Below are 20,440 nucleotides of genomic sequence, written 5' to 3' on the forward strand. Positions count from 1 at the left end.
ATATGGAAAAAATAAAAGTAGTATTGGCAGATGATCATGTGGTGGTACGAAATGGCATCAAAAATTTGTTGGAAAATGAAGGCAAAGTAACTGTAGTCGGAGAAGCATCCAATGGAGAAGAAGCACTATTTGCTGTAGAAAAACTAAAGCCTGACCTGCTCATCATTGACATCCGCATGCCTGTCATGAATGGTCTGGAAGCTACAAAAATACTTTCCAAAAAAGCGGGACCCACCAGAACCCTGATCCTTTCCATGCATGATGATGAAGATTATATCCTGCAATCCATAGAAAGTGGAGCTTCCGGTTACCTGCTCAAAGACACCAGCAAGGATGAATTTTTAAAAGCCATCAACACCATTCATCAGGGTGGAAAGTATTTCAGCGGAGACATCAGCCAGGTTTTGGTCAATAGCTACCTGAATGTCCGCGACAGAAAAATCATCCAACCCATGGGATCGGTTAAACATTACGATATTACCAAACGCGAAAAACAAATACTTAAAATGATCGCTGAGGGAATAGGAAACAAAGAAATCGCGCAACAATTGGGTAAAAGTATCCGAACCATAGAAACCCACAGGTTTAATATCATGAAAAAACTCAAGGTCAACAATGTGGTAGAATTACTCAAAAAAATTGAGGAAGAGCCGGGATTAAAAGATCATATTGAAAATGCCTGAAGCTGTCCTGGCTGTTAATGCCTATCTCCCTTCAAGCCCGGATATGGCTGCAGCACCAACATCAATCCCTGGAAACACCTGTGCTAAGGCTTCGCTGGTTTTGGTAATAGCGGTACCCAATAACCAATAGCGCAAGGGCAAGGAAAACGTATTCAAAGGTGATCAGCCATAAATTCTCTTCAAAACCGGGCCGGGAATAAGCATGGTAAGACAAGAAAACCAATCCGGTCCATACCACAAAACTCCGGTTAAGGGTCAACACACTGAGGCCTAAAGCAGGTATTAAATACCAGGGATGAACAGTGGTTTGCAGCAGTAGAAAAACCAGGTACATCCATACCATTTTCGAAACCAATGCTTCCTTGGTAAAGGTTCTCTGGTATAAACCCATTCCGAATAAGCTTATGCCTGCAAGGACCTGCAGGGCTGGTCCGACATGAGCAATGGGGTTATAGTCTACAAAAAATGAAGAAATCTCCCTGATCAGGTAATAAATGGAGGCATTAAACTCAAACGTACTTTGGTACAGGCGAAAACTTTGGTAGAAGTTCCGGGCCCCGTCCAGCAACACAATAGGACTTAGGAAGAGAAGCACAAAAGCGGCAGCCGCCAAAGTAAATTTCCAGAAATTTTTACTGTCCCAAAAGCGTATCCATACAGGTGCCAGGATAAAGGGATTTAACTTTACCCCTATGGCCCAGGCCCAACTAAGTCCCGTTGCCAGGGGTTTATTTCTGCTGTGAAAATAAACAGTTAATAACAAACCGGTCAAAACAATCCCTTCAAAATGAAGATTCCCTGTCAATTCCATAATTACCAGGGGATTAAATGCATACCAGGAAAGCTGGTGAGCAGGCAAACGCCATAGAAAAAGCAATTTTTGCATCAACCACAAATTGATACCCTCCACGAATAGTAGACAAAACCTTAAAACCAGAACATTAAGGAAAATATTTTCACCTGCCAGGGCTGCCAACCCGAAAAAAAACTGGTGCAGCGGAGGATAAAGGGAATAATACTCCTGTGAATTCATGTTTTCCAATAAAGTGCTCCAGTAGGCGTTTTCAGGAATGTCTTTGACCAAAACAGGTAGCTCAAGATAGGGGTTGATTCCCCGTAACAAAAGCTGTCCATCGAACAGGTAGCGATAAAAATCATCTGAAAGACCGGGCATAGCTCCCAGCAGCAACAAGCGCAGACTGAGGGCCAAAAGCAATACAAGGTAGGGTGAAAGTCCACTTTTTTTATGAATGCCAACCAGATACAGGTAAGCCAGGAATGCTATTCCATATAGGCCCAACAATTCCGGAAAAGCTGTTCTGGGAACCCAATATCCCATTCCCAACAAACCAACGGAAATCCCTATCAAACAAAGTGCAACTTTCAAAAAGGTGGTATTTATGGATTTAATTTTAATTCATCCCGTAAAAATTCGTCTTCCAGGGCGTTTCTGTTCCAATAATCAATCACCTTCATTCCTTTCCTTGTAGCTTGGGTAACTTCTTTTTCACCGTTATCCAGGGTATGGGTTTCTTCCCAGGCCACAATCGGATAGGGGAATTCTTTTTCGAAATCTATTTTCAGTTCCCGTTTCCCGGAACTATATGTCACCTCCAATTGCCTTAGGTTATTGCTTTTATCTGTCAACCGGATAAATGCCTCTTCTGCAACAAATTCCCCATGGGTGAATCGTTGGTAAATCAGGGAGGGCCACATTTGTACACTTCCGGTGGGGATTTGGTTGGGATTTATCCTGATCAGGTTCCACAAATCATCCTCCGCCATTCCCGTGAGGGAAAAGCTTTTATCTCCTTCTTTTTCAAAATAGGAAAATAATTCTCCAGAATAGGATTCCCCACTATTCAGGTTGATTTGCGTAAAGGATTGTCCACACCATTCCTGGGAGGAAGCCGTAAATTTCACTCCCTGCATGGCCTCCCTGGTGGGTGTAAATGCAGACAGCATCATGTGGTAAGGGTAAATTCCGGTGATAAAATCTCTTGTCTGGTTCATTTTGATAACCGAAAGTTTATCTCTCCCGGCGGTTGCGGGATCGTCCAATTTTACCTGCTTGCTTCTGGAAAAATCTTCTGTCACAAAAATCAAAACTGCCTCACCTTCCCTGGGTTCACCATAACGGTATTGGGTCAGGTTAAAACTACTGATCTCAGCCTGTCCCTGAAACCAATATTCGCCCCAAGCCTCAAAATCTACTTTCTCCCGTTCAGGCCTGGCACAAGACAGCACTATAAAAATCAAAGAAAACAACAGTAAACCTTTATTCATGATATTTCAATTTAATGTCAATTTAAAGAAAAAAACGAGATTTTACCCATTGTCCTACAGGACTTCCCCGGAATACCTTATCTGTATTTCCACAGGGTCCACAAGATTTTGTATCCCGCTCCTACAACACCTTTTACTGTACCGCTAACTTTGGAGACGCCTATCCTTTGCCTGTAATTAACAGGAACCTCCGTATAGCGCAATCCCATTTTTACCGCTTTGATTTGCATCTCAATGGTCCAGCCAAAGTTTTGATCCTCCATGTGCAACTGCATTAACTTATCCCATCGGATAGCCCTGAAGGGACCCAAATCTGAAAATTCGGCCGCAAACATTTTTCGCATCAGCCAGGTTGCCAGCCAATTTCCAAAAACCTGGGGAAAGGTCATGGACCCTTTTTCCTTTTTCCCCCTGGCCCGGGAGCCGATGACCATATCTATATTTCCATCCCGAATAGGTTGAACTAAGCCCTCCATTTCTTCCGGAAAATCACTGTAATCCGCATCTAAAAAAACAAGGATTTCAGGAGGCTCTTGTAGGTTAGAAAGGTATTCCATGCCTGTAAGACAGGCCTTTCCGTATCCTTTTTGCGGCTCATCCAGTACAATCGCACCTGCCTGAGAGGCCACTTTGCGGGTGTTGTCATTGGAGTTGTTGTTGACCACCACTATATGTCTGACAAAAGCAGGAATTTCTGCGATTACTTTTCCTACGGCATTCTCTTCGTTGAAAGCTGGGATGAGTACGTCTATTCGTTGCCCGGAAAAGGTAAAGGGTTCACTACTAAGGGTTGTCATTTATTTTTTATTAATGTCTTCAATTACTATACCTGGAAATCGGGCAAAGGGAAACAGGCGCATGCTCAATACGCTATGAAAAAGGCTGAACGTATTGCTGTACGATTTTTCATGACTTGCTAACTATTTCTTCGGTTTATTTGCCTGCCTTTATACGGTAACTTCTAAAAGAGGCCACACTTACCATTCCAAAGCCCAAAGCCAGCATGGCATGAAAAAGCAGCATTTCGTAGGTGGCGGTATAAAGAGAAAGCCCTACGAGAACAAGGAATAACAAAGCCAAAATTGCTTCCACATAAGTACCTGCGGGAACTTTCAACTGGTGATATACATTGCTGACCCAGGCCCCGCGCTTTTCATCCAGGTTGTATTTGGGGGTACGGATAAAGGGTGATTTTTTACCAGTCAGGCCCTCCCAAACGGCCTGTCCGTTATGTACGGAAAGCCCCATGGAAACGGAAAGAAAAACCGGCAACTCCCACAAATAACGCAGTAATCCTTTCCTGGAATAATTGGCCAGGGAAAGATTGGCGAAAAAATAAACCAAAGCGATGATGATAAAACTCAATAGAAATAAGGCCGCTGCCTTGAAGTAAAGAAGGGGTATCAGCCCCTGGTAAAATCCCCACCAGACCGGAATGCTGCTAAGACCAACCAGCAATACCGCAATAAATATCATGGAATTCAACAAGTGGGCCGCTGCGTGCATTTTTACTTTGAAGCTAAATGGCCCTTTCAGCACCTGCTTGAGGTGTTTTACAGCACATTCTGCCCCACCCTTTGTCCAACGGAATTGTTGGGATTTAATGGCTGACATCACCGGAGGCAATTCTGCAGGAGATACTACATCAGGACGGTATAAAAATTTCCATCCCCTTTGCTGTGCCCGGTAACTCAGGTCCAGGTCCTCCGTCAGCGTATCTTCCTGCCAATTGCCCGCATCGATAATACACTCTTTTCGCCAGATGCCACCCGTACCGTTAAAATTAATAAAAGCCTGCTGCGCATTTCTCCCCATCTGCTCCACCATGAAATGTGCATCCAGCGCAAAGGCCTGCAGCCTGGTAAATAAGGAGTAATTTTCATTCAAATGTCCCCATCTGGACTGAACCATCCCTATTCTGGAATCGCTAAAATGAGGTACGGTTTTCAAAAGAAACTGATCATCAGGAATGAAATCAGCGTCAAAAATAGCAATCAATTCCCCCGATGCTTTTTCGAGCCCTTCACGTAGAGCTCCCGCTTTAAAGCCTGTTCTTTCCTTTCTATGTAGGTATTTAAAATTGGTTTTGGGAAAATTTTGAAGCAGTTCCCTGATGATGGAACAAGTTTCATCCGTGCTGTCATCCAAAATCTGAATTTCCAATTTATCTGCCGGATAATCCATTCTGGCCATTGCTGCTATCAATCTTTTGACCACGTATTTTTCATTGTAAACAGGCAATTGAATGGTCACGGCAGGCAAATTGGTATCAGAAGCACTGGCTGCAGGAGTCAGGTTTCTTTTAAACCGAAAAAAGTGCCACAAAAGATTGGCCTGTGCCAGGCTGTAACACAGAATGAAACACATGGACAAACCATATATCCCCAAAAACAAATATATCCACATTTTTATGACTTTACTTTAATCGATTCATTACCAATGATGATCGGCATGTCATTGATTCTACCAGCTTCCTGCCCATTTTCCAATTTGAGCACTCCCCTGGGGCACACAGCCGAGCACACCCCACAGCCTACACAGGATGAACGCACAATATTTTGTCCCCTTTGGGCATACCATCGAACGTCAATCCCCATTTCGCAATAAGTCGAGCAATTGCCACAAGATATGCATTGCCCGCCGTTGGTAGTGATCCTGAACCTTGATTTGAAGCGTTGCACCAATCCCAGGTAGGCTGCTAAAGGACAACCAAACCTGCACCACACCCGGTTCCCCATAAAGGGATAAAATCCCGTACCTATCACTCCTGCAAAAGCCGATCCAATGGCAAAACCATAGAGGGAATGAAACTGATTTGTGGCCTGTTCCAACAGACCAAATTCCATAAAATAATTAGTAATGGTCACAGCGGTCATAACAACGGCAAGCACCAGCACTCCGTGAACCAGATACCTTTCCACCTGCCAGGCTTTTAGGGATTTATCGGAAAGCTGCCGGTATGGGTCCCCTACCGTTTCAGCCAACCCCCCACAACCACAGACCCAACTGCAGTACCAGCGCTTGCCATAAAAATAGGTAAAAGCCGGCACTCCTATTACAATCAGGATAATGCCCCAAATCAGCATAAACATGCCCAGGGCCCCTGAACTTACCATACCCTCTATGCGGTACTCATAAAAGAAAGAATAATCCAATGGCCAGATGTTTTTGAAATCATGCCAGGGCATGTTAAACAGCACCAGAATCTCAGGAATCAGAAAGGCAAAGGCCAATTGAAAAAACATCACCGAAGCAGTCCGGATGGTTTGGTAATTATTCCCCTTGTATTTTCTGAACATCCTTACTCCCATTACCAATATTGCCAGGGTATAAATCAGTCCATACAAAAACCACTGGCTGGCGGGGCCTCCTGAAAGCAAAATACTTAATGGATCCACCATGATCACCAAATTGGTCAGGTATTCAGGATACCAGTACAAAATAATATAGAAAACGATCAGATATGTGCCAGTGATGATGCCCAGCCAACCCCTGGCTTTCATGGAAGAAAAATAAATCCCGTCATGCTTGATCCCAGCCGGTTTGTTCCTATATAAAGGTATGGCATATAATAAACCTCCCATAACTGCCAGGCCTATGGATAATGCCAGGAACAATAAGGGAGCATCTTCTACCGGACCATTGGAAGCCGCTTTGGTCAATGGAAATGCATAATCATCCCAAATCACTTTATCCCAGGCTTGCTCTTCTTTTAATCCTTCATTGTAGGCATTGAATAAGTCGTTAAAATCTTTGATAAAGGAAAAATTGGAAGCGTAGGTATTCTCATACATGGGTTCCAATACCTCCACCATGGCATCCTGGTGCATTTCCTTGGTATGATCCAGAACCATTTTCCTGTCCAATTGATAAGACCCGGAAAAGGGGATTCCCGTAAACACCAGCAGTCCAATGATGAATAGAACCAGGCCTAAATTTTGAAGTAATTTCATGCGTTTATTATTTATAAAAGACCTTAAATTACGTCCTACCTAAGGTCCAATCTTTTTCGGGAAAATCCCCCGTGGTTCTCCGATAGCTATTGGGGGGTACCCCACCGTTTGACGTTCTCCTCATGTTAGGTTTCATGACCTTGAACCCATTAACTTTTGAATAAATGACCGCCTGGGCAAAGGAATGGAGGTGCTATTTTCACCGTTATATTTGTCAAGCAGTTGCTTATAAAACTTCTTGTGAAATTCCGGGTTAAAATTGGCCTTATCCAACTGCCCGATTACCCGGTCTGCTTTCCAGCCTTCTTTTATGGCCCGGTCAAAGAATTCATGTCTCATTCTCCAGCCAAAGGCATTCATTCCCAAAATCCTGTCTTCCTGATCAAATAAAAACCTCAAGGCCACCTTTCCTGATTCGCCCTCCCAATAAAATGTCCTGATAGGATTTTCCCAGCTTGGAGGGACATGGCCGTAAGTTTGGTATTCGATATCAAAAAACTTGGCTGAATTGAACCAAATGCCAGGCGTATAACCCACTTTTTTTTCGCGGGTAAGGTTATGGGCCAGGGTTTCTCCATGCATACGCCCTGTATACCAAACCTGTTCAATATTTTTGCGGTCCTTCCCTGGCGGCTTTTTGAATTCCGCACAGTCCCCTATGGCATAAACATTGGGAAGGTTGGTTCGGAACTGATCATCTACAAGGATACCGCGATTGGTGTTTAAATCACTATTTTTAAAAAGCGCTATATTAGGGCTTACACCTGCAGTCAAGCCCACAAACTGACAGTTGATGATTTCACCGTTGGAGGTTTTGACTGCCTTCACCTGCCCTTTTTCATCCCCTATGATTTCCTTCAATTCTGTATCCAGCTTAAGGTCAATATGGTGTTCGCGAATATGCCGTCCCACCAATGCAGCTTCTTCCTTTGGAAGTATGTTGTCCCAAAAACCCTTTTCCCTAACCAAAAAAGTGACGGGTATTTTTCTGGAAGCCAGCATTTCTGCCATTTCCACACCAATCAATCCTCCCCCTACAAGTACAGCATGCTGGATATCCTGAGTGTTTTTCTCCATATTCAACAGGTCCTGGTAACTGTACAAGCCCTGGACTCCATTTAAATCCTGGCCTGGCCAGCCGAACATATTGGGTTTAGATCCGGTAGCCAATACCAATTGCTTATAGCCCAATACCTCTCCATCCTCAAAATTCAGTTCCTGAGTTGAAAAATCAATTGCTTTTACCCATCCAAATAGTAGTTTGATATCATTTTTTTCCCAAAAGTCATCCGCATAGGGTTTGGTATGCTCATATTTCATGTGCCCCATGTAGATATACATCAGGGCAGTCCTTGAAAAAAAATGCCTGGTCTCGGCGGAAACTATGGTTATCGGGATATTTGGATCGTTTTTCCGGATATGCCTGGCACAGGTCACTCCTGAAATTCCGTTGCCCAGGATTACAATATTATTTTCACTCATTTTCGCAATTTCTCAAAATCCGGTCAATTTTAAAATATATGGCTTTCAGCATCAGCTAAATCATCCTATCGGACGAAAGGATTACATTTTCCTGACAAGTTGATGAAAAAAATCAGGATTTAAAAAATTAAAAAGTTTGCTTTTGGAACAATTCTGAATTATTGGGAATTGGGGTGGAACAGGCCGTTTAAATCTGTCTTTCTTACAACCCTTTTTGAGGTAAAAATATCCCATACTCAAGTAAAAGCCTGAAAGTAATGCCTCAGAGGCTTTACCCTTTGAATGAGATAATAAACTTCGCCCCCCTGTTTGGCTTGCTTTTGATTTCAATTTTTCCACCCAAAGCTGTAACCTGTTTGTTTACCAAATAAAGGCCGATTCCATGACTATCTTTATGGTGGTGAAATTTCTGGTCAAATCCAAAGATGTCCTTCTCCACCATGTTTAAGTTGAAGCCTAAACCATTATCTGCAAATTCAAGATGTGCCCGGCCATCTTTTTCGTATGAACGGATTTCAACCAGTGGCTTAATGTCTGGCCGACAGTATTTAATGGAGTTGGATATCAGGTTTAGAAAAATACTATCCAGATAGGTTCTGTTGAAAGGAATTTCCGGCAATTGGGAAAAGTCAGATAAAATCACCGCACCCGAGTTTTCCACCATAGATTGAATGGACGTAACGGACCTGTTAAATACCTCCTTTAGCCGGAGCATTTCAACCTTGACCTGCATTACATCGTCCTGCTTCAAATTCTCTAGCAAATTATCCAGCCTGGTTTTTAGACCCTCTGTTGATAATTTAAGAAGGTCGATCAACTCAGATGTTTCATTATCCTTTATCTTGCCCGGATCCATTAATTTGAAAATGGCGAGAATATTATTTACAGGAGCTCTAAGGTCATGCGAAGCTGTAAAAGTAAGTTGTCTGAGCTTGTCGTTTGTTTCCGTAAGTTTTCTGATCAGATCATTTTTATGTGACTCGATCTCCTTTTTGTAGGTCACATTTTTAGCAATTCCATAAATCAAACCCTTCTCAGGCAACGGAAAGAAATTCCAGGAAAGCCATATTTTTTCACCTTTTTTGGTGAGGTAGCGGTTTTCATGATTTCGTAATGCGTTATCTCCATCATTTATTTTCGCACCAATTTTTGTAGTAATGTCTTCGTCTTCTCCATAAAGAAAGGAGTTTATGGGGCGATACAATAGTTCCTCCTGAGTATAACCCATTAATTTTTGAAATGAAGGGTTTACCTGTTTGAAATACCCATCAAAACCTGTTATGCAAAGCAAGTCGGGAGACATCTTAAAAAACAAATCCAAATCATTTTCAGAACCATCCAAAATTTTCGCTGAATTTTCTAACATCATTTATTCTTTCAATGAAATTGCTTAAAAAAGCCTTAATAATTGAGAACAAATCTCTACAGGAACTTTGTTTAAAGGGCTTTTGGACTTGAAGTCAATTTCAAATTTATCTTTCGTTTAATACATATTTAACAATTACTGAGCCAAAAACGCCTTGTTTTACACAAAATCCGGACTGTAATTTTACAAATAAAAAAATATGCTTTTGATACATAAAAAAAAACATTTCGGTAAAAATGTCTGGGTATTTTTTTCTCCAGAGGTATGACTAAAAAGATCTCCTGAAATCGAGCCTGCCCGAGGCAGGCAGGCATGACGAGAACGTCACACAGGGGGAAGATTTTGATTGCGAGATTCCATCCCGATAAATCGGGGCAAGTTATGACCGCTAAAAATCAAATCATAAACAGATGAAACCTTAAACCAAAATTCCCACCTGCTTAGGTAATATTCCTAAACAGATGGGAAAAAATTCCAATTAATAAAATCCGCTTTACTCTTGTATCAAATCCTCCACCGCTATGACCTGAAAAGCCAACTGCACCTGACTACTTTCATAAATTATACCAAGGTGCTTATCGTCAATCATGGTCAGGCAGGAATACCCTGCACTCCTTCCCTGGTCCAACAGCAGCTGCATTTCTTCCGGCCAGCTGCCGCCCTGGTCTAAACTGGTTTTGATGGTAATGTCCTGCCTGGCCTCCGTTGATGCGGGATTGGAGAAAAATAAAACATCGTTATTTTGAATAATGCTAGCCATGCATACTGGTTCTATAAGGGCTGACCTGCTACTGGAATGGGTCTCCCAGGTTTTGCCCAGGTCATTGGTTACGGCCACAGAACGGGCACCTCCCCGGTTGTCCCTCATGTTCAACATCAAACTTCCATCCGACAATTCCACTACCTGAGCTTCCGTAGTATTGGATTTGGCTCCTGTTCCTACTTTCCAGGATTTGCCCCTGTCTTTACTGTAAATAATCGTGCTATAGGGCATTTTTTCAGCATCCTTAAATTGGGCAGCGAAGACAAGTGTTCCGTCTCTCATGGTAATGCCTTTACCTGGACCATTGAAAAAGAGCTGCCAGGACGGGTCTTTCATAGGTTCGGTGATATTGACAGGTTCAGACCAGGATCTGCCGTCATCGTCAGACCTCACCAACATCAACTGACCTGTTTCTTCGGGCTTTAGTCCGGGGCCGGAGCTGTTCCAGGCTGCCGTATTTGGCTTTCCATGCAACCACAAAGCCACTACCCAGATTGTACCTGTCTCCTGATCGACCAATATGGCAGGGTCTCCAATACCGTTTTGATCCTGGGGCAGGCCTCCCCATTCTCCCATATCCATGATGATTTTCATGGGTTCCCAATTTTGCCCACCATCGGTACTTCTGCTCAAACCCACATCAATATCTCCTTGCAAATCTGAGCCCTGTTCCCGGCGTACATCATAAACAGCCAGCAGCGTTCCGGCTTTGCTGGTTGCCATTCCGGGAATCCTGTAGGTATGCACCCCATCGTCCCCCTTGTTTCTAAGGGATTTTGCCAGGCGGTAGGAATCCAGGTTTTCCTGACCCGATGGCTTCGCTTTTTCCCCTTCCAGCTCCACAAAAGCTACCTGTACATCCATCTTCTCTTTAAGATCTGCGGCTTTATTCACGGTTATGGCTATTTCAAAGAAGTGATCACCTGCCGACAAGTCAATTGGCTCCTCATACAGCCATTGATCATCCCTAAAGGTAAATGATCCTATCAATTTCTTCTGTTCACTCTCATTTTTATAAAGTGAAAGATCCTCTATTTTAATGCCGGACGCTATGTCCAAACCCATACCCTCAAAACTTTGCTCGGCTTTCAATTTCATTTCCAAACGGCCTATGGTAGTGGCCTTTCCGGCAATCACCGGAACATATACCTGTTGCCAGATCAAATCTTCAGAAACAGGCCAATCTTTTTCCCGGGTACAGCTTAGCAGTAAAAAAACCAGTAAGTACATGTTGATCATTTTCATATTTCAATTATTTTAAGTTCGTAATTCTTGTCATGGCCTGACAAAGTCATTTTCTGGCATGAGCTATTTTTTGCTTTATCATTTCAAACCAATTCTTTGTTTATTCTTTTACCCATAGTTTTGAGAGTAAGTCCGGTAAGTTTTTCTTTGGATGGTCTGGGAAACCATTTACTGGCCAGGTAAGCCAATAACATGGCACTAACCAAACCGGTAAATGCATACAGGTGGATACTTAAAGCCGTTTGGGTTTTTACCAAAACCTGTATTAGGGCACTTCCCAAAAGACCAATCAGTGCTCCTCTGGCATTGGTACTGGAAGAGAGAATGCCTATGAGGAAAATCCCTCCCAAACCACCGGCAAAGAGGCCAATCAGCATGTTGAACTGGTCCCAGAGAGAAGGAATCCCCATAGTGGCCATCAGCAAAGCAAATCCTGTCCCCAATACTCCGACGAAAACCGTAACGGTTCTCGCAAAGGTAAGCGTATGTTTTCCTTTACTGTCGTTGGGAAAAATCTTATGGTAAAAGTCAGTAGTCACCACGGTGGCCACTGAATTCATGCTGCTATCCAGACTGGACATTGCGGCCGCAAATACGGCAGCTATCAGCAAGCCTGACACCCCATTGGGCAATTGGGTAACAATGTACCAGGGAAAAATACTATCCGTATTGGTCATTACCGGAGATAACTCCTGGGGATGAGTCAGGTAAAACAAGTACAATGCTGTCCCTATGGAAAAGAAAATCAAAGCCGAAGGCAAAGCCATCAGGGCTCCTGTCACAATGCTTTTGGAAGCAGAGGCCTCATCTTTGGTGGTCAGGTATCTTTGTATGACAGTTTGATCACTGCCGTACTGAACGATATTTGAAGCCAACCCACCCCATAAAATGACCCAGATTGCCGTACCCGTAAAATCAAGCTGCGTATCAAATAGCCTCATTTTTTGATCTTCCTTTATGAACGCGGCCAGCTCTCCCCAGCTCAGATCGATACTAAATACCATTAAAACCAAACATACCAAGGCTCCTCCCAACAATACCACCACTTGAATAACGTCTGTCCAAATGACTGCTTCAATACCTCCCAGCACAGTATATAAAATACTCAATACACCCATTAAAAGTATACAGGTCATGACATCTATATCTGTAATTACAGCTAAGGCAAGGGAAGGCAACAACAATACAATTCCCAACCGTCCCAATTGCAAGGCCATGTAAATCAAGCTTCCCAGAAGCCGGACGGTTTTATCGAACCTCATTTCCAGGTATTCATAAGCAGATGTGAGGTTGAGCCTTCTGAAAAATGGCAAAAACCAGAAAATAATGATAGGGGAAACCATGATGATGGTCATTAGTAACCAAAACAGGGTCCAGTCTGTAGCAAAGGTTTTGGAGGGAATGGCCATAAAGGTAATCGCACTGAGCTGGGTACCAAATACGCTGATGCCGGCCGCCCACCAGGGTACCCTTCCCCCTGCCTTGAAAAAATCGGAAACGGATGCCTGTTTTTTGGAAATAACAAATCCCATGACAACCAAAACACCCAGGTAAAGCCCCAAAACCGAATAGTTCAACCAGCCGAAACCTTCCTTTTTGGAAACCACCATACTCTGAATACCTGGTGTTCTGACGCCGGGACTAACCTCTCCGGATGGTAGTACTAGGGTTCCTTCCCAGAATACGGAAGGGGTAGTTACAGGGGCTTTAAATGGAAGGTCGGCCAACCTCGACCAGGTTTTGGTCACCGCGTGATAGGCCAGAACCCGCCTGCTAAAACCAGGATGGGAATCCAATAGATTTTCTCTTTCATCTACTAATTCCAGAGAATCCGAACTGTTCAGAGAAGGTTCAGTCAAAGACAGGGCAATTTGTTCCAATTCCTGGTATATCTTTCCCTCATCTCCACCAAATAACAGGATGTGACCAGATCCAAAAGGAGCTGCAGTTCCTGCAGCCAGGGGGATTTTATTTCCCGCTCCGTCTTCTATGCTTCCATGGCTTTCCCACCGCATATTGTTAAATGAAAAGGAAAACAAATCGCCGAAAAAAACAGTAGGAGCACCTGCTTCCTTTCTCCTTCCACCTGCCAGATAAATCCTTTGCTCTTTGCCGTCGTGTTGGATAGCCATCATGGCATGTGACCTTTCAGGTCCAGGAAGAGGCGGTAAAGATTCCCAATTAGCTCCCGGATCATTGATATTCAGCCGGTAGAACTTGTTCCATACCTGTTCATTCTCGCCACCTACCAGATACACGAATCCCTCATGGTATACTGCGGAGGCATTGGAAAGTGGCATAGGAAGCGGCAAGCCGTCATTTACGGTTACTTCCTGCATGCTTTCATTCCAGGAAATCCACCAGGTGCTGCTTTGGTAGCCATCCTCATTTTCTCCACCTAAACAGAAAACACCTCCCGGCGTGCTCACTGATGCTCCATAGGCCATGCTCTCAGACATGCTAGGCGCTATACCCTCCACCCATTTTACCTCGGACTGATCCTTTATAAGGACATGAATCTTATTCCAGAATTTTTTCTTTCCACCCTTCCATGGTTTTTCAGCCGGAAAGTTGGCCCCACCAGCCAGTATCAATGCCCCATTATGGGTGCCTGCATACATCCCGGCATAGCCCAGGGAAGCGCCTTCCCCATCAGGAGCCGGCAAGGTTGCTAACTGTTCCCATTCATAATCACCATAAATCTTAGGCTTTTGCTGAGCCAATGAAGCGTTTATGAGGAATGAAAAGAATACCAAGCCAAAAAAAAGGAATTTAAGTACCTTTACCATGTCAGGACTTCCATGATTTGCGATGATTATTAATAGAAAAATCAAAAAAGGACATATCCAGCAATTTTTTCTTTAATTCTTCTTGTTTTGCCGGGGCCAAAGAATCAACCGGTGCCCTGAAATTACCGCAATCTATTCCACAAAGTTTCAAAATGGCTTTTCCTGCTGCAGGTCCGCCAAATTTCCCATATAATTGAATGAAGTCAATGGATTTTTCCTGCAAGTTCAGCGCCCGTTCCATGTTTCCGGATGCAAAAGCTTGCTTTATTTCCAGGTACAGTGGGGATGCGAAATTATAGGTGCTTCCTACTGCTCCCTTCGCTCCCATGGCCAGTCCAGCCAAAAAGGTTTCATCCCATCCCCAAAGTACATCATATTTACGGTTTTTGAATCGCAGACATTGGTTAAACTCCATCAAGTTATGGTGGGTATATTTGATGCCTGCAAAATTGGGAATTTTATCTGCAACAGTTTCCAGCAATCCAATTATGGGGAGCTCCACTTTGGTAAGTAAGGGAATATGGTAGAAGTAAAAAGGCAATCCGGGCGAAGCAGCAGCAATGGGCTGCATGTAGTCCACCAATTGCTCCACATTTCCGGGTCTGAAATAATAGGGAGCGGTGACAGCTACTCCATATAAGCCCAGCCCGGCTGCCTGTTTCCCCAGTTTTATGGATTCGTTTTGATTGCTTCCCCCCAGCATGGCAATGACTTTGAATCCTTCATTTTGCTCCTTCACCCAGGCTTCCATCAATACCTGTTTTTCTTCCAAACTTAGTGATGCCCCCTCCCCGGTCGTTCCATTGATAAAAACACCATTAACTCCATTGGCTTTAAGGGAACTGGCATAGGAAGAGACGATCAAGGGATTGATTTTACCATGTTCATCGTATGGCGCAAATGTGGCAGCAATTAATCCTTCAATTTTATTAATTTTCATAATAGCTTTTTTTTAAATGGGGCCATGCCCTATCCATGACCCCAATAAGTTTCTGTTAATTCCCGTAACCTGGATTTTGCTCAATTTTAGAATTTAAACTAATGGTTCCCAGAGAAATCGGCCAAAGCAAAAGGTGACGCTCATTACTTCTGCTTTGTAAAGAGGGTACCCTTTCAAATGCCTTGTCAAACCTCACCAAATCAAACCAACGTTTCCCTTCAAAGGCCAATTCCAACATTCTTTCCTGAAGGATGGCTTCATCATTGGCTTCCTGGCCAGAATCGCTGTATTCAAAAGCAGAAAACTGATCCCCATAAGCTCGCAGCCTTATCTGGTTGATTTCAGCAGATGGATCCTGCCCCAAGGCATTTTTTGCTTCTGCCATTAAAAGTAATACTTCTGCAAAGCGGTAAACGACTATATCATCAATAAACCTTCTGCCGGAGGGATCCACAAATCCCCTGTATTTGCGGACCACGGAAGCATAGTGTTCTTCGGCTCCATCCCCGGAATTTAGAAATATTGAAACAAAACTGGCATCTTTTCTTTGGTCATTCTCCTCAAAAGCTTCCCTGAGAAGCGGAGATGGGGCCCAGCGGTTCAATCCTCCACCTGCACCAATTGTTTCCCTGATATTATCCGGTGTTCCGGAAGGAATTTGGTCATCCCTGATGTAAAGTTCATTGTTGTAATTGGTCCCGCTTTCCAAATCCAGAAACCTGACAGCAAACAATACTTCCTGATTGCCTTTCTGATCATAGCGGAAAATATCATCATAATTTTCCATCAGGCCGAGTTCTGGCAGTCCTGCCACCTCATTAAGTGCCGTAAGCGCCGTTTGAAAATCAGCTGCTCCTCCATCGAGTACCTTTCCTGTCCACAGGTACACATCACCTTTCAGGGTATTTACGGCCGGTGCTGACCATACTGCCCGGCCGGATCCCAGGGTATCAGCGGGCAGAAGTTCCAGGGCCCGGTCAATATCGGATTTAATCTGGGCAAAAATTTCATCCACTCCTGTTCTGGAACGGAAGGTGCTTTCTGCATCGTACCCTTCTGTTGGATCAGTTACCAGGGGCACTGCTCCCCAGGTTTTGGCCATGGTAAAATAGAGAAAAGCCCTCATGGCATAAGCCTCTCCAAGCATCTTGTTTTTATCCTGTTCTCTCGCAAATGCTATATCCGGCACATATTTAAGGATCAGGTTCGCATCGTGAATGACGGTATATAACCTCAACCAGTTTGGACCAGAAAAATTAGGGTCAAGGGAATTTTCAAAATACCTTTCCCTTCCCTCAGATGCCTGCAAACCATAACTGAGTGTCTCCGATCTTGCTTCCCCTAAAATAAAAAGGTTATACGCTGCCTGGTCCCTAAAACGAACGTACATGCCCTGTAAAGCTCCATTGGCATTGTCTTCATTTACCCAAAATCCGGCTGTTGTAATCGTACTCACCGGTTCCAGTTCCAGGTAATCTGTACAGGAGGAGCCCAATAGCACCGCACCTGCAATAAGTCCCCTGAATATATATTTGTTAATGTAATTTTTCATTGTTTTTTGTGATTTATGATTATGCTTTTATTCCTACGGACATCAAAACTCCCATTACCAAATTGTTTTTGTTCATTTTCACAGCCTGTTAGAAATTAAAAATTGACATTAATCCCCAGCATAAAACTCCGGGGAATGGGATATCTCCCGGAATCAGTACCACCGACTTCGGGATTTAAACCTGTATAGCCTGTAAAGTAGTATAGATTAGACCCGGTAAAGTAGGTCCTGACATTTCCTACCTTGACGGCATCTGTCCATTTGCCGGGAAAGGTGTAACTCAGCGTCACTTCCCTCAATGCCAGATAATCTCCTTTTTCATGAAAAAATGTACTTCCCCTAAAGGAATTGTTCTGGGCCAGTTGATCTGCCCAGTAATACCTGGGAAATGGAGTCACATCTCCCTGCTCCTGCCAGGAACGGGTTGTTTCCTGCAAAATACCGATATCACCCTGGTACTGCCCATTGAATCTGGCCCTGCTTTCGTGGTAAATGGTATGCCCCAGCGCAAAATCAGTCCTGATATTCAGGGAAAGGTTCTTGTAACTGATCCTATTGGTAAAACCACCTGTCCATTTTGGGAAAATATTTCCAGCCACCACCCTGTCTCTGCTGTCAATGGTGTCGTTTTGGTCCAGATCCTGCCATTGCACGTCTCCACCAAATTTGGTTTTATCATTTCCCGGAACCAACACATCATAAGGTCCCTCCAAAGCTGCTTCATCTGTGGGATAAACTCCATCATAGGCATAAGCAAAAAGATCTCCCATCATCTGCCCTTCCTGCAATCCGCCTTTCCAGGTGTACATGCCCCGGGCCGGATCATAGACAAATACACCTCCAATTCTGTTGTTTTCATTGTCATTTTCCGGCAGGCTGACAATGGTATTGATATTGTAAGTGGCATTAAAGGAGAGGTCCCAGGCGAAATTCCCTTTTTGCATCATGGTAGCGCCTACCTCCAATTCAACTCCCTCATTTTGCAATGCTCCCAAATTGGTAAGGATGCTGGAAAACCCCGTTGATTGCGGCAATTCAAGATTGGTCAAAAGATTGTCAGTTATCCTGTTGTAATAATCCGCAATCACCGAAACTTTATCATTAAATAAGCCAATATCCAGCCCAATGTCAAAGGTGGCCGATCTTTCCCATTGCAAATCCTGATTGGCCATTCGGTTATTTTGTATGGCTGCCACATCATTGTAACGGGAACCCACGGAATACAGGCCTTGTGCATGAAAATCAGACAGGTTTCCGATATTTCCATTTATCCCATAACTGGCCCTTAACTTCAATGCGGAAACCTTATTGGAAAAGCCGGACCAGAAATCTTCCTTGTGCAAATTCCATCCTGCGGATACACCCGGAAAGATCCCCCAATAATTGTTGTTACCTAAATTGGAAGCTCCATCATACCTGGCTGATGCAGAAAAAAGATATTTTTGATCATAATCATAAGTGACCCTGCCAAAATAACCCAAAATCCTGAGCTGTGTATGAGAGCTGCTTACATCCCTGGGCTCTGCTGAGGCATTTAACGTAGGGATCAAATCGGAAGCAGCTCCCCTTCCTGAACCACTGGCGGCATAACTTTGCCGGTCAAAGTAAGAGATGCCAGCTTTCGCCTGAAAATTATGGAAATCTATGCTTTTTCTGTAGGTAAAAACCCCATCAAACTGCTTCTGCCAGAAAACGGAATTGGAGGCGAAAGCATCCCTTGAATCAATAAATTGGGTGGGACCATTAAAAAATGCCTTTTGAAAGGAATTATTGGTACCATGGACAAAATAGAGTGAACCCATAGGCTCAAAAGTCAGGTCCGGTAAGATTTCATAATTGGCGCCACCGGATAGGGTCACCCTTGTGGTAGCATTCAAGGCTTCGCTTTGATTGAGGTGATAAACCGGATTCCCCATACTCCTGTTTTGTCCAGGAGCCAGGCTGCCATCTTCAAACCGGAATTTGGTGGTGGGAGGCAAACCCAAAGCCCGTTGAAAAATCTGGTTTTCACTAAAAACCGTGTTGTTGGATGAGTTGGTGAAATTCAATCTGCCATAAACGTCCAGTTTCTGGTTGACATTGACATCTCCATTCATCCTCACGGTAAATCTTTTATAATCCGTGTTGATGGCGACTCCCTCATTGTTGAGGTAGCCTACTCCCATGTCAAACCTTGCTTTTTCGGATCCCCCTGAAACGGAAACATAATGGTTTTGGGTCAGGGCCTGCCGAAAGAGGATGTCCTGCCAGTTTACCTCATCAAAGATGATGGTCTGACTTGGATCTGCCGGGTCAGGCATGGATTGCCATCCCTCATTCAATTTGTATTCATTTTCCGCATTAAGGTATTGAGGGGTAAATGCGGTATTGTTGGACAAGTCATTTCCGATTCCAAATCCGGAAGGCTGGTTGAGCCTGAACAACTGATTGGATGATTTTCTTCCTGTTGCCAGAATACCTGTCCTATTGAAATAAATGTAATCTCTTGCCGATCCCATATCATACTGGTTCCATTGCTCCGAGAGACTTGCATTGTACCGGTAAGTCACTGAAGTTTTCCCTACCTTACCTGTCTTGGTCGTAATGATTACAACCCCATTTGATCCCCTTGCTCCATATATGGCGGTAGCTGCGGCATCCTTTAGCACCTGGAAAGAAGCGATATCATCCTGATTGATGTCATTCATGTTATTCCGGATCACCCCGTCAATGATATAGAGGGGCTGGGCTCCGTCCGGCTCATTGATGGATGTTCCTCCCCTGACAATTACCCTGGGTGCCACGCCTGGTTGCCCGGATGTAGTCTGAACCCTCACTCCGGAAACCGTTCCCTGCAAGGCCGAAGCTGCATTGGCAAAAGGTATGTTGTCCAGCACCCTTTGATCCAATTTGGAAACGGAAGAGGTAAGGGTCTCCCTCGATTGTTCCCCATATCCAATGACCAGCACTTCATCCAAACCCTGAGATTCAGCTGAAAGACCGATATCGATCACAGATTGGTTCTCAACAAGGACTTCCCTGGAGGCATACCCGATAAAACTGTACCTGAGTCTTTGTCCACTTGCTACTGTAAGGCTATATTGCCCGTCCAGATCTGTAGCCGTACCGGTAGCGGTACCCAATACCAATACGGTAACCCCGGGAAGCTTTTCACCTGTTTCCTCATCTGTCACCGTACCTGTAATTTCTCTTTCCTGGGCCACAACCCAACCTGCATGGAGGCAGCAGAAAAACAGGAGGATAACCATTTTAGAGTTAAAATTTTCCATGTTATTTTGTTTTACTTATGAATAGGATTACCCTGAAAATAGCAGCATCAGGGAGGCCAAATCAGCCTGCAACAAATCTAGGCTAGTAGCGGAAAATGCATGGTAGGGGAAA

Annotated in this window: 13 protein-coding genes; 1 reads left to right on the top strand and 12 read right to left on the bottom strand. The window is 43.9% G+C overall.

Annotation, left to right across the window (positions count from 1 at the left end; translation table 11 throughout):
• Positions 1–2: 2 nt before the first annotated feature.
• Positions 3–683 carry a response regulator transcription factor gene (locus G9Q97_RS05115; RefSeq protein ID WP_166143817.1) on the top strand — a complete coding sequence of 227 codons (681 nt, stop codon included), beginning with the start codon at positions 3–5 and terminating at the stop codon, positions 681–683.
• Between the two features lie 61 nt (positions 684–744).
• On the opposite strand, the gene G9Q97_RS05120 is transcribed toward G9Q97_RS05115, so the two are convergent.
• From G9Q97_RS05120 to G9Q97_RS05175, 12 genes are all read right to left on the bottom strand, one after another.
• Positions 745–2,070: a carotene biosynthesis protein gene (locus G9Q97_RS05120; protein ID WP_246255426.1), complete on the bottom strand. Its 1,326-nt coding sequence runs from the start codon at positions 2,068–2,070 to the stop codon at positions 745–747.
• A gap of 11 nt (positions 2,071–2,081) precedes the next feature.
• Positions 2,082–2,969: a hypothetical protein gene (locus G9Q97_RS05125; RefSeq protein ID WP_166143819.1), complete on the bottom strand. Its 888-nt coding sequence runs from the start codon at positions 2,967–2,969 to the stop codon at positions 2,082–2,084.
• A 77-nt stretch (positions 2,970–3,046) separates the two neighbouring features.
• Positions 3,047–3,766, bottom strand: a complete 720-nt coding sequence (locus tag G9Q97_RS05130; RefSeq protein ID WP_166143821.1) for a glycosyltransferase family 2 protein — start codon at positions 3,764–3,766, stop codon at positions 3,047–3,049.
• Between the two features lie 136 nt (positions 3,767–3,902).
• On the bottom strand, positions 3,903–5,375 hold the full coding sequence (locus tag G9Q97_RS05135; RefSeq protein WP_166143823.1) for a cellulose synthase family protein: 1,473 nt from the start codon (positions 5,373–5,375) through the stop codon (positions 3,903–3,905).
• A 2-nt stretch (positions 5,376–5,377) separates the two neighbouring features.
• Complete coding sequence (locus tag G9Q97_RS05140; protein ID WP_166143824.1) at positions 5,378–6,922, bottom strand: 4Fe-4S binding protein; 1,545 nt, start codon at positions 6,920–6,922, stop codon at positions 5,378–5,380.
• Between the two features lie 132 nt (positions 6,923–7,054).
• Positions 7,055–8,404, bottom strand: a complete 1,350-nt coding sequence (locus G9Q97_RS05145) for an NAD(P)/FAD-dependent oxidoreductase (RefSeq protein ID WP_166143826.1) — start codon at positions 8,402–8,404, stop codon at positions 7,055–7,057.
• Positions 8,405–8,675: 271 nt separating this feature from the next.
• Positions 8,676–9,773, bottom strand: coding sequence for a PAS domain-containing sensor histidine kinase (locus tag G9Q97_RS05150; protein ID WP_246255429.1), 1,098 nt, complete (start codon positions 9,771–9,773; stop codon positions 8,676–8,678).
• Positions 9,774–10,263: 490 nt separating this feature from the next.
• Positions 10,264–11,778 carry a sialidase family protein gene (locus G9Q97_RS05155; protein WP_246255431.1) on the bottom strand — a complete coding sequence of 505 codons (1,515 nt, stop codon included), beginning with the start codon at positions 11,776–11,778 and terminating at the stop codon, positions 10,264–10,266.
• A gap of 83 nt (positions 11,779–11,861) precedes the next feature.
• The gene (locus G9Q97_RS05160) at positions 11,862–14,567 is read right to left on the bottom strand and encodes a sodium:solute symporter family transporter (RefSeq protein ID WP_166143828.1); all 2,706 of its coding nucleotides are present in this window, start codon (positions 14,565–14,567) and stop codon (positions 11,862–11,864) included.
• A gap of 1 nt (position 14,568) precedes the next feature.
• Entirely contained in the window at positions 14,569–15,507 is a 939-nt protein-coding gene (locus G9Q97_RS05165; RefSeq protein WP_166143829.1) for a dihydrodipicolinate synthase family protein, read from the bottom strand.
• Between the two features lie 55 nt (positions 15,508–15,562).
• Positions 15,563–17,059 carry a RagB/SusD family nutrient uptake outer membrane protein gene (locus G9Q97_RS05170; protein WP_166143831.1) on the bottom strand — a complete coding sequence of 499 codons (1,497 nt, stop codon included), beginning with the start codon at positions 17,057–17,059 and terminating at the stop codon, positions 15,563–15,565.
• A gap of 95 nt (positions 17,060–17,154) precedes the next feature.
• Positions 17,155–20,328 carry a SusC/RagA family TonB-linked outer membrane protein gene (locus G9Q97_RS05175; protein WP_166143833.1) on the bottom strand — a complete coding sequence of 1,058 codons (3,174 nt, stop codon included), beginning with the start codon at positions 20,326–20,328 and terminating at the stop codon, positions 17,155–17,157.
• Positions 20,329–20,440 lie beyond the last annotated feature (112 nt).

It is taken from the genome of Cyclobacterium plantarum, assembly GCF_011290685.1.
GTDB lineage: Bacteria > Bacteroidota > Bacteroidia > Cytophagales > Cyclobacteriaceae > Cyclobacterium > Cyclobacterium plantarum.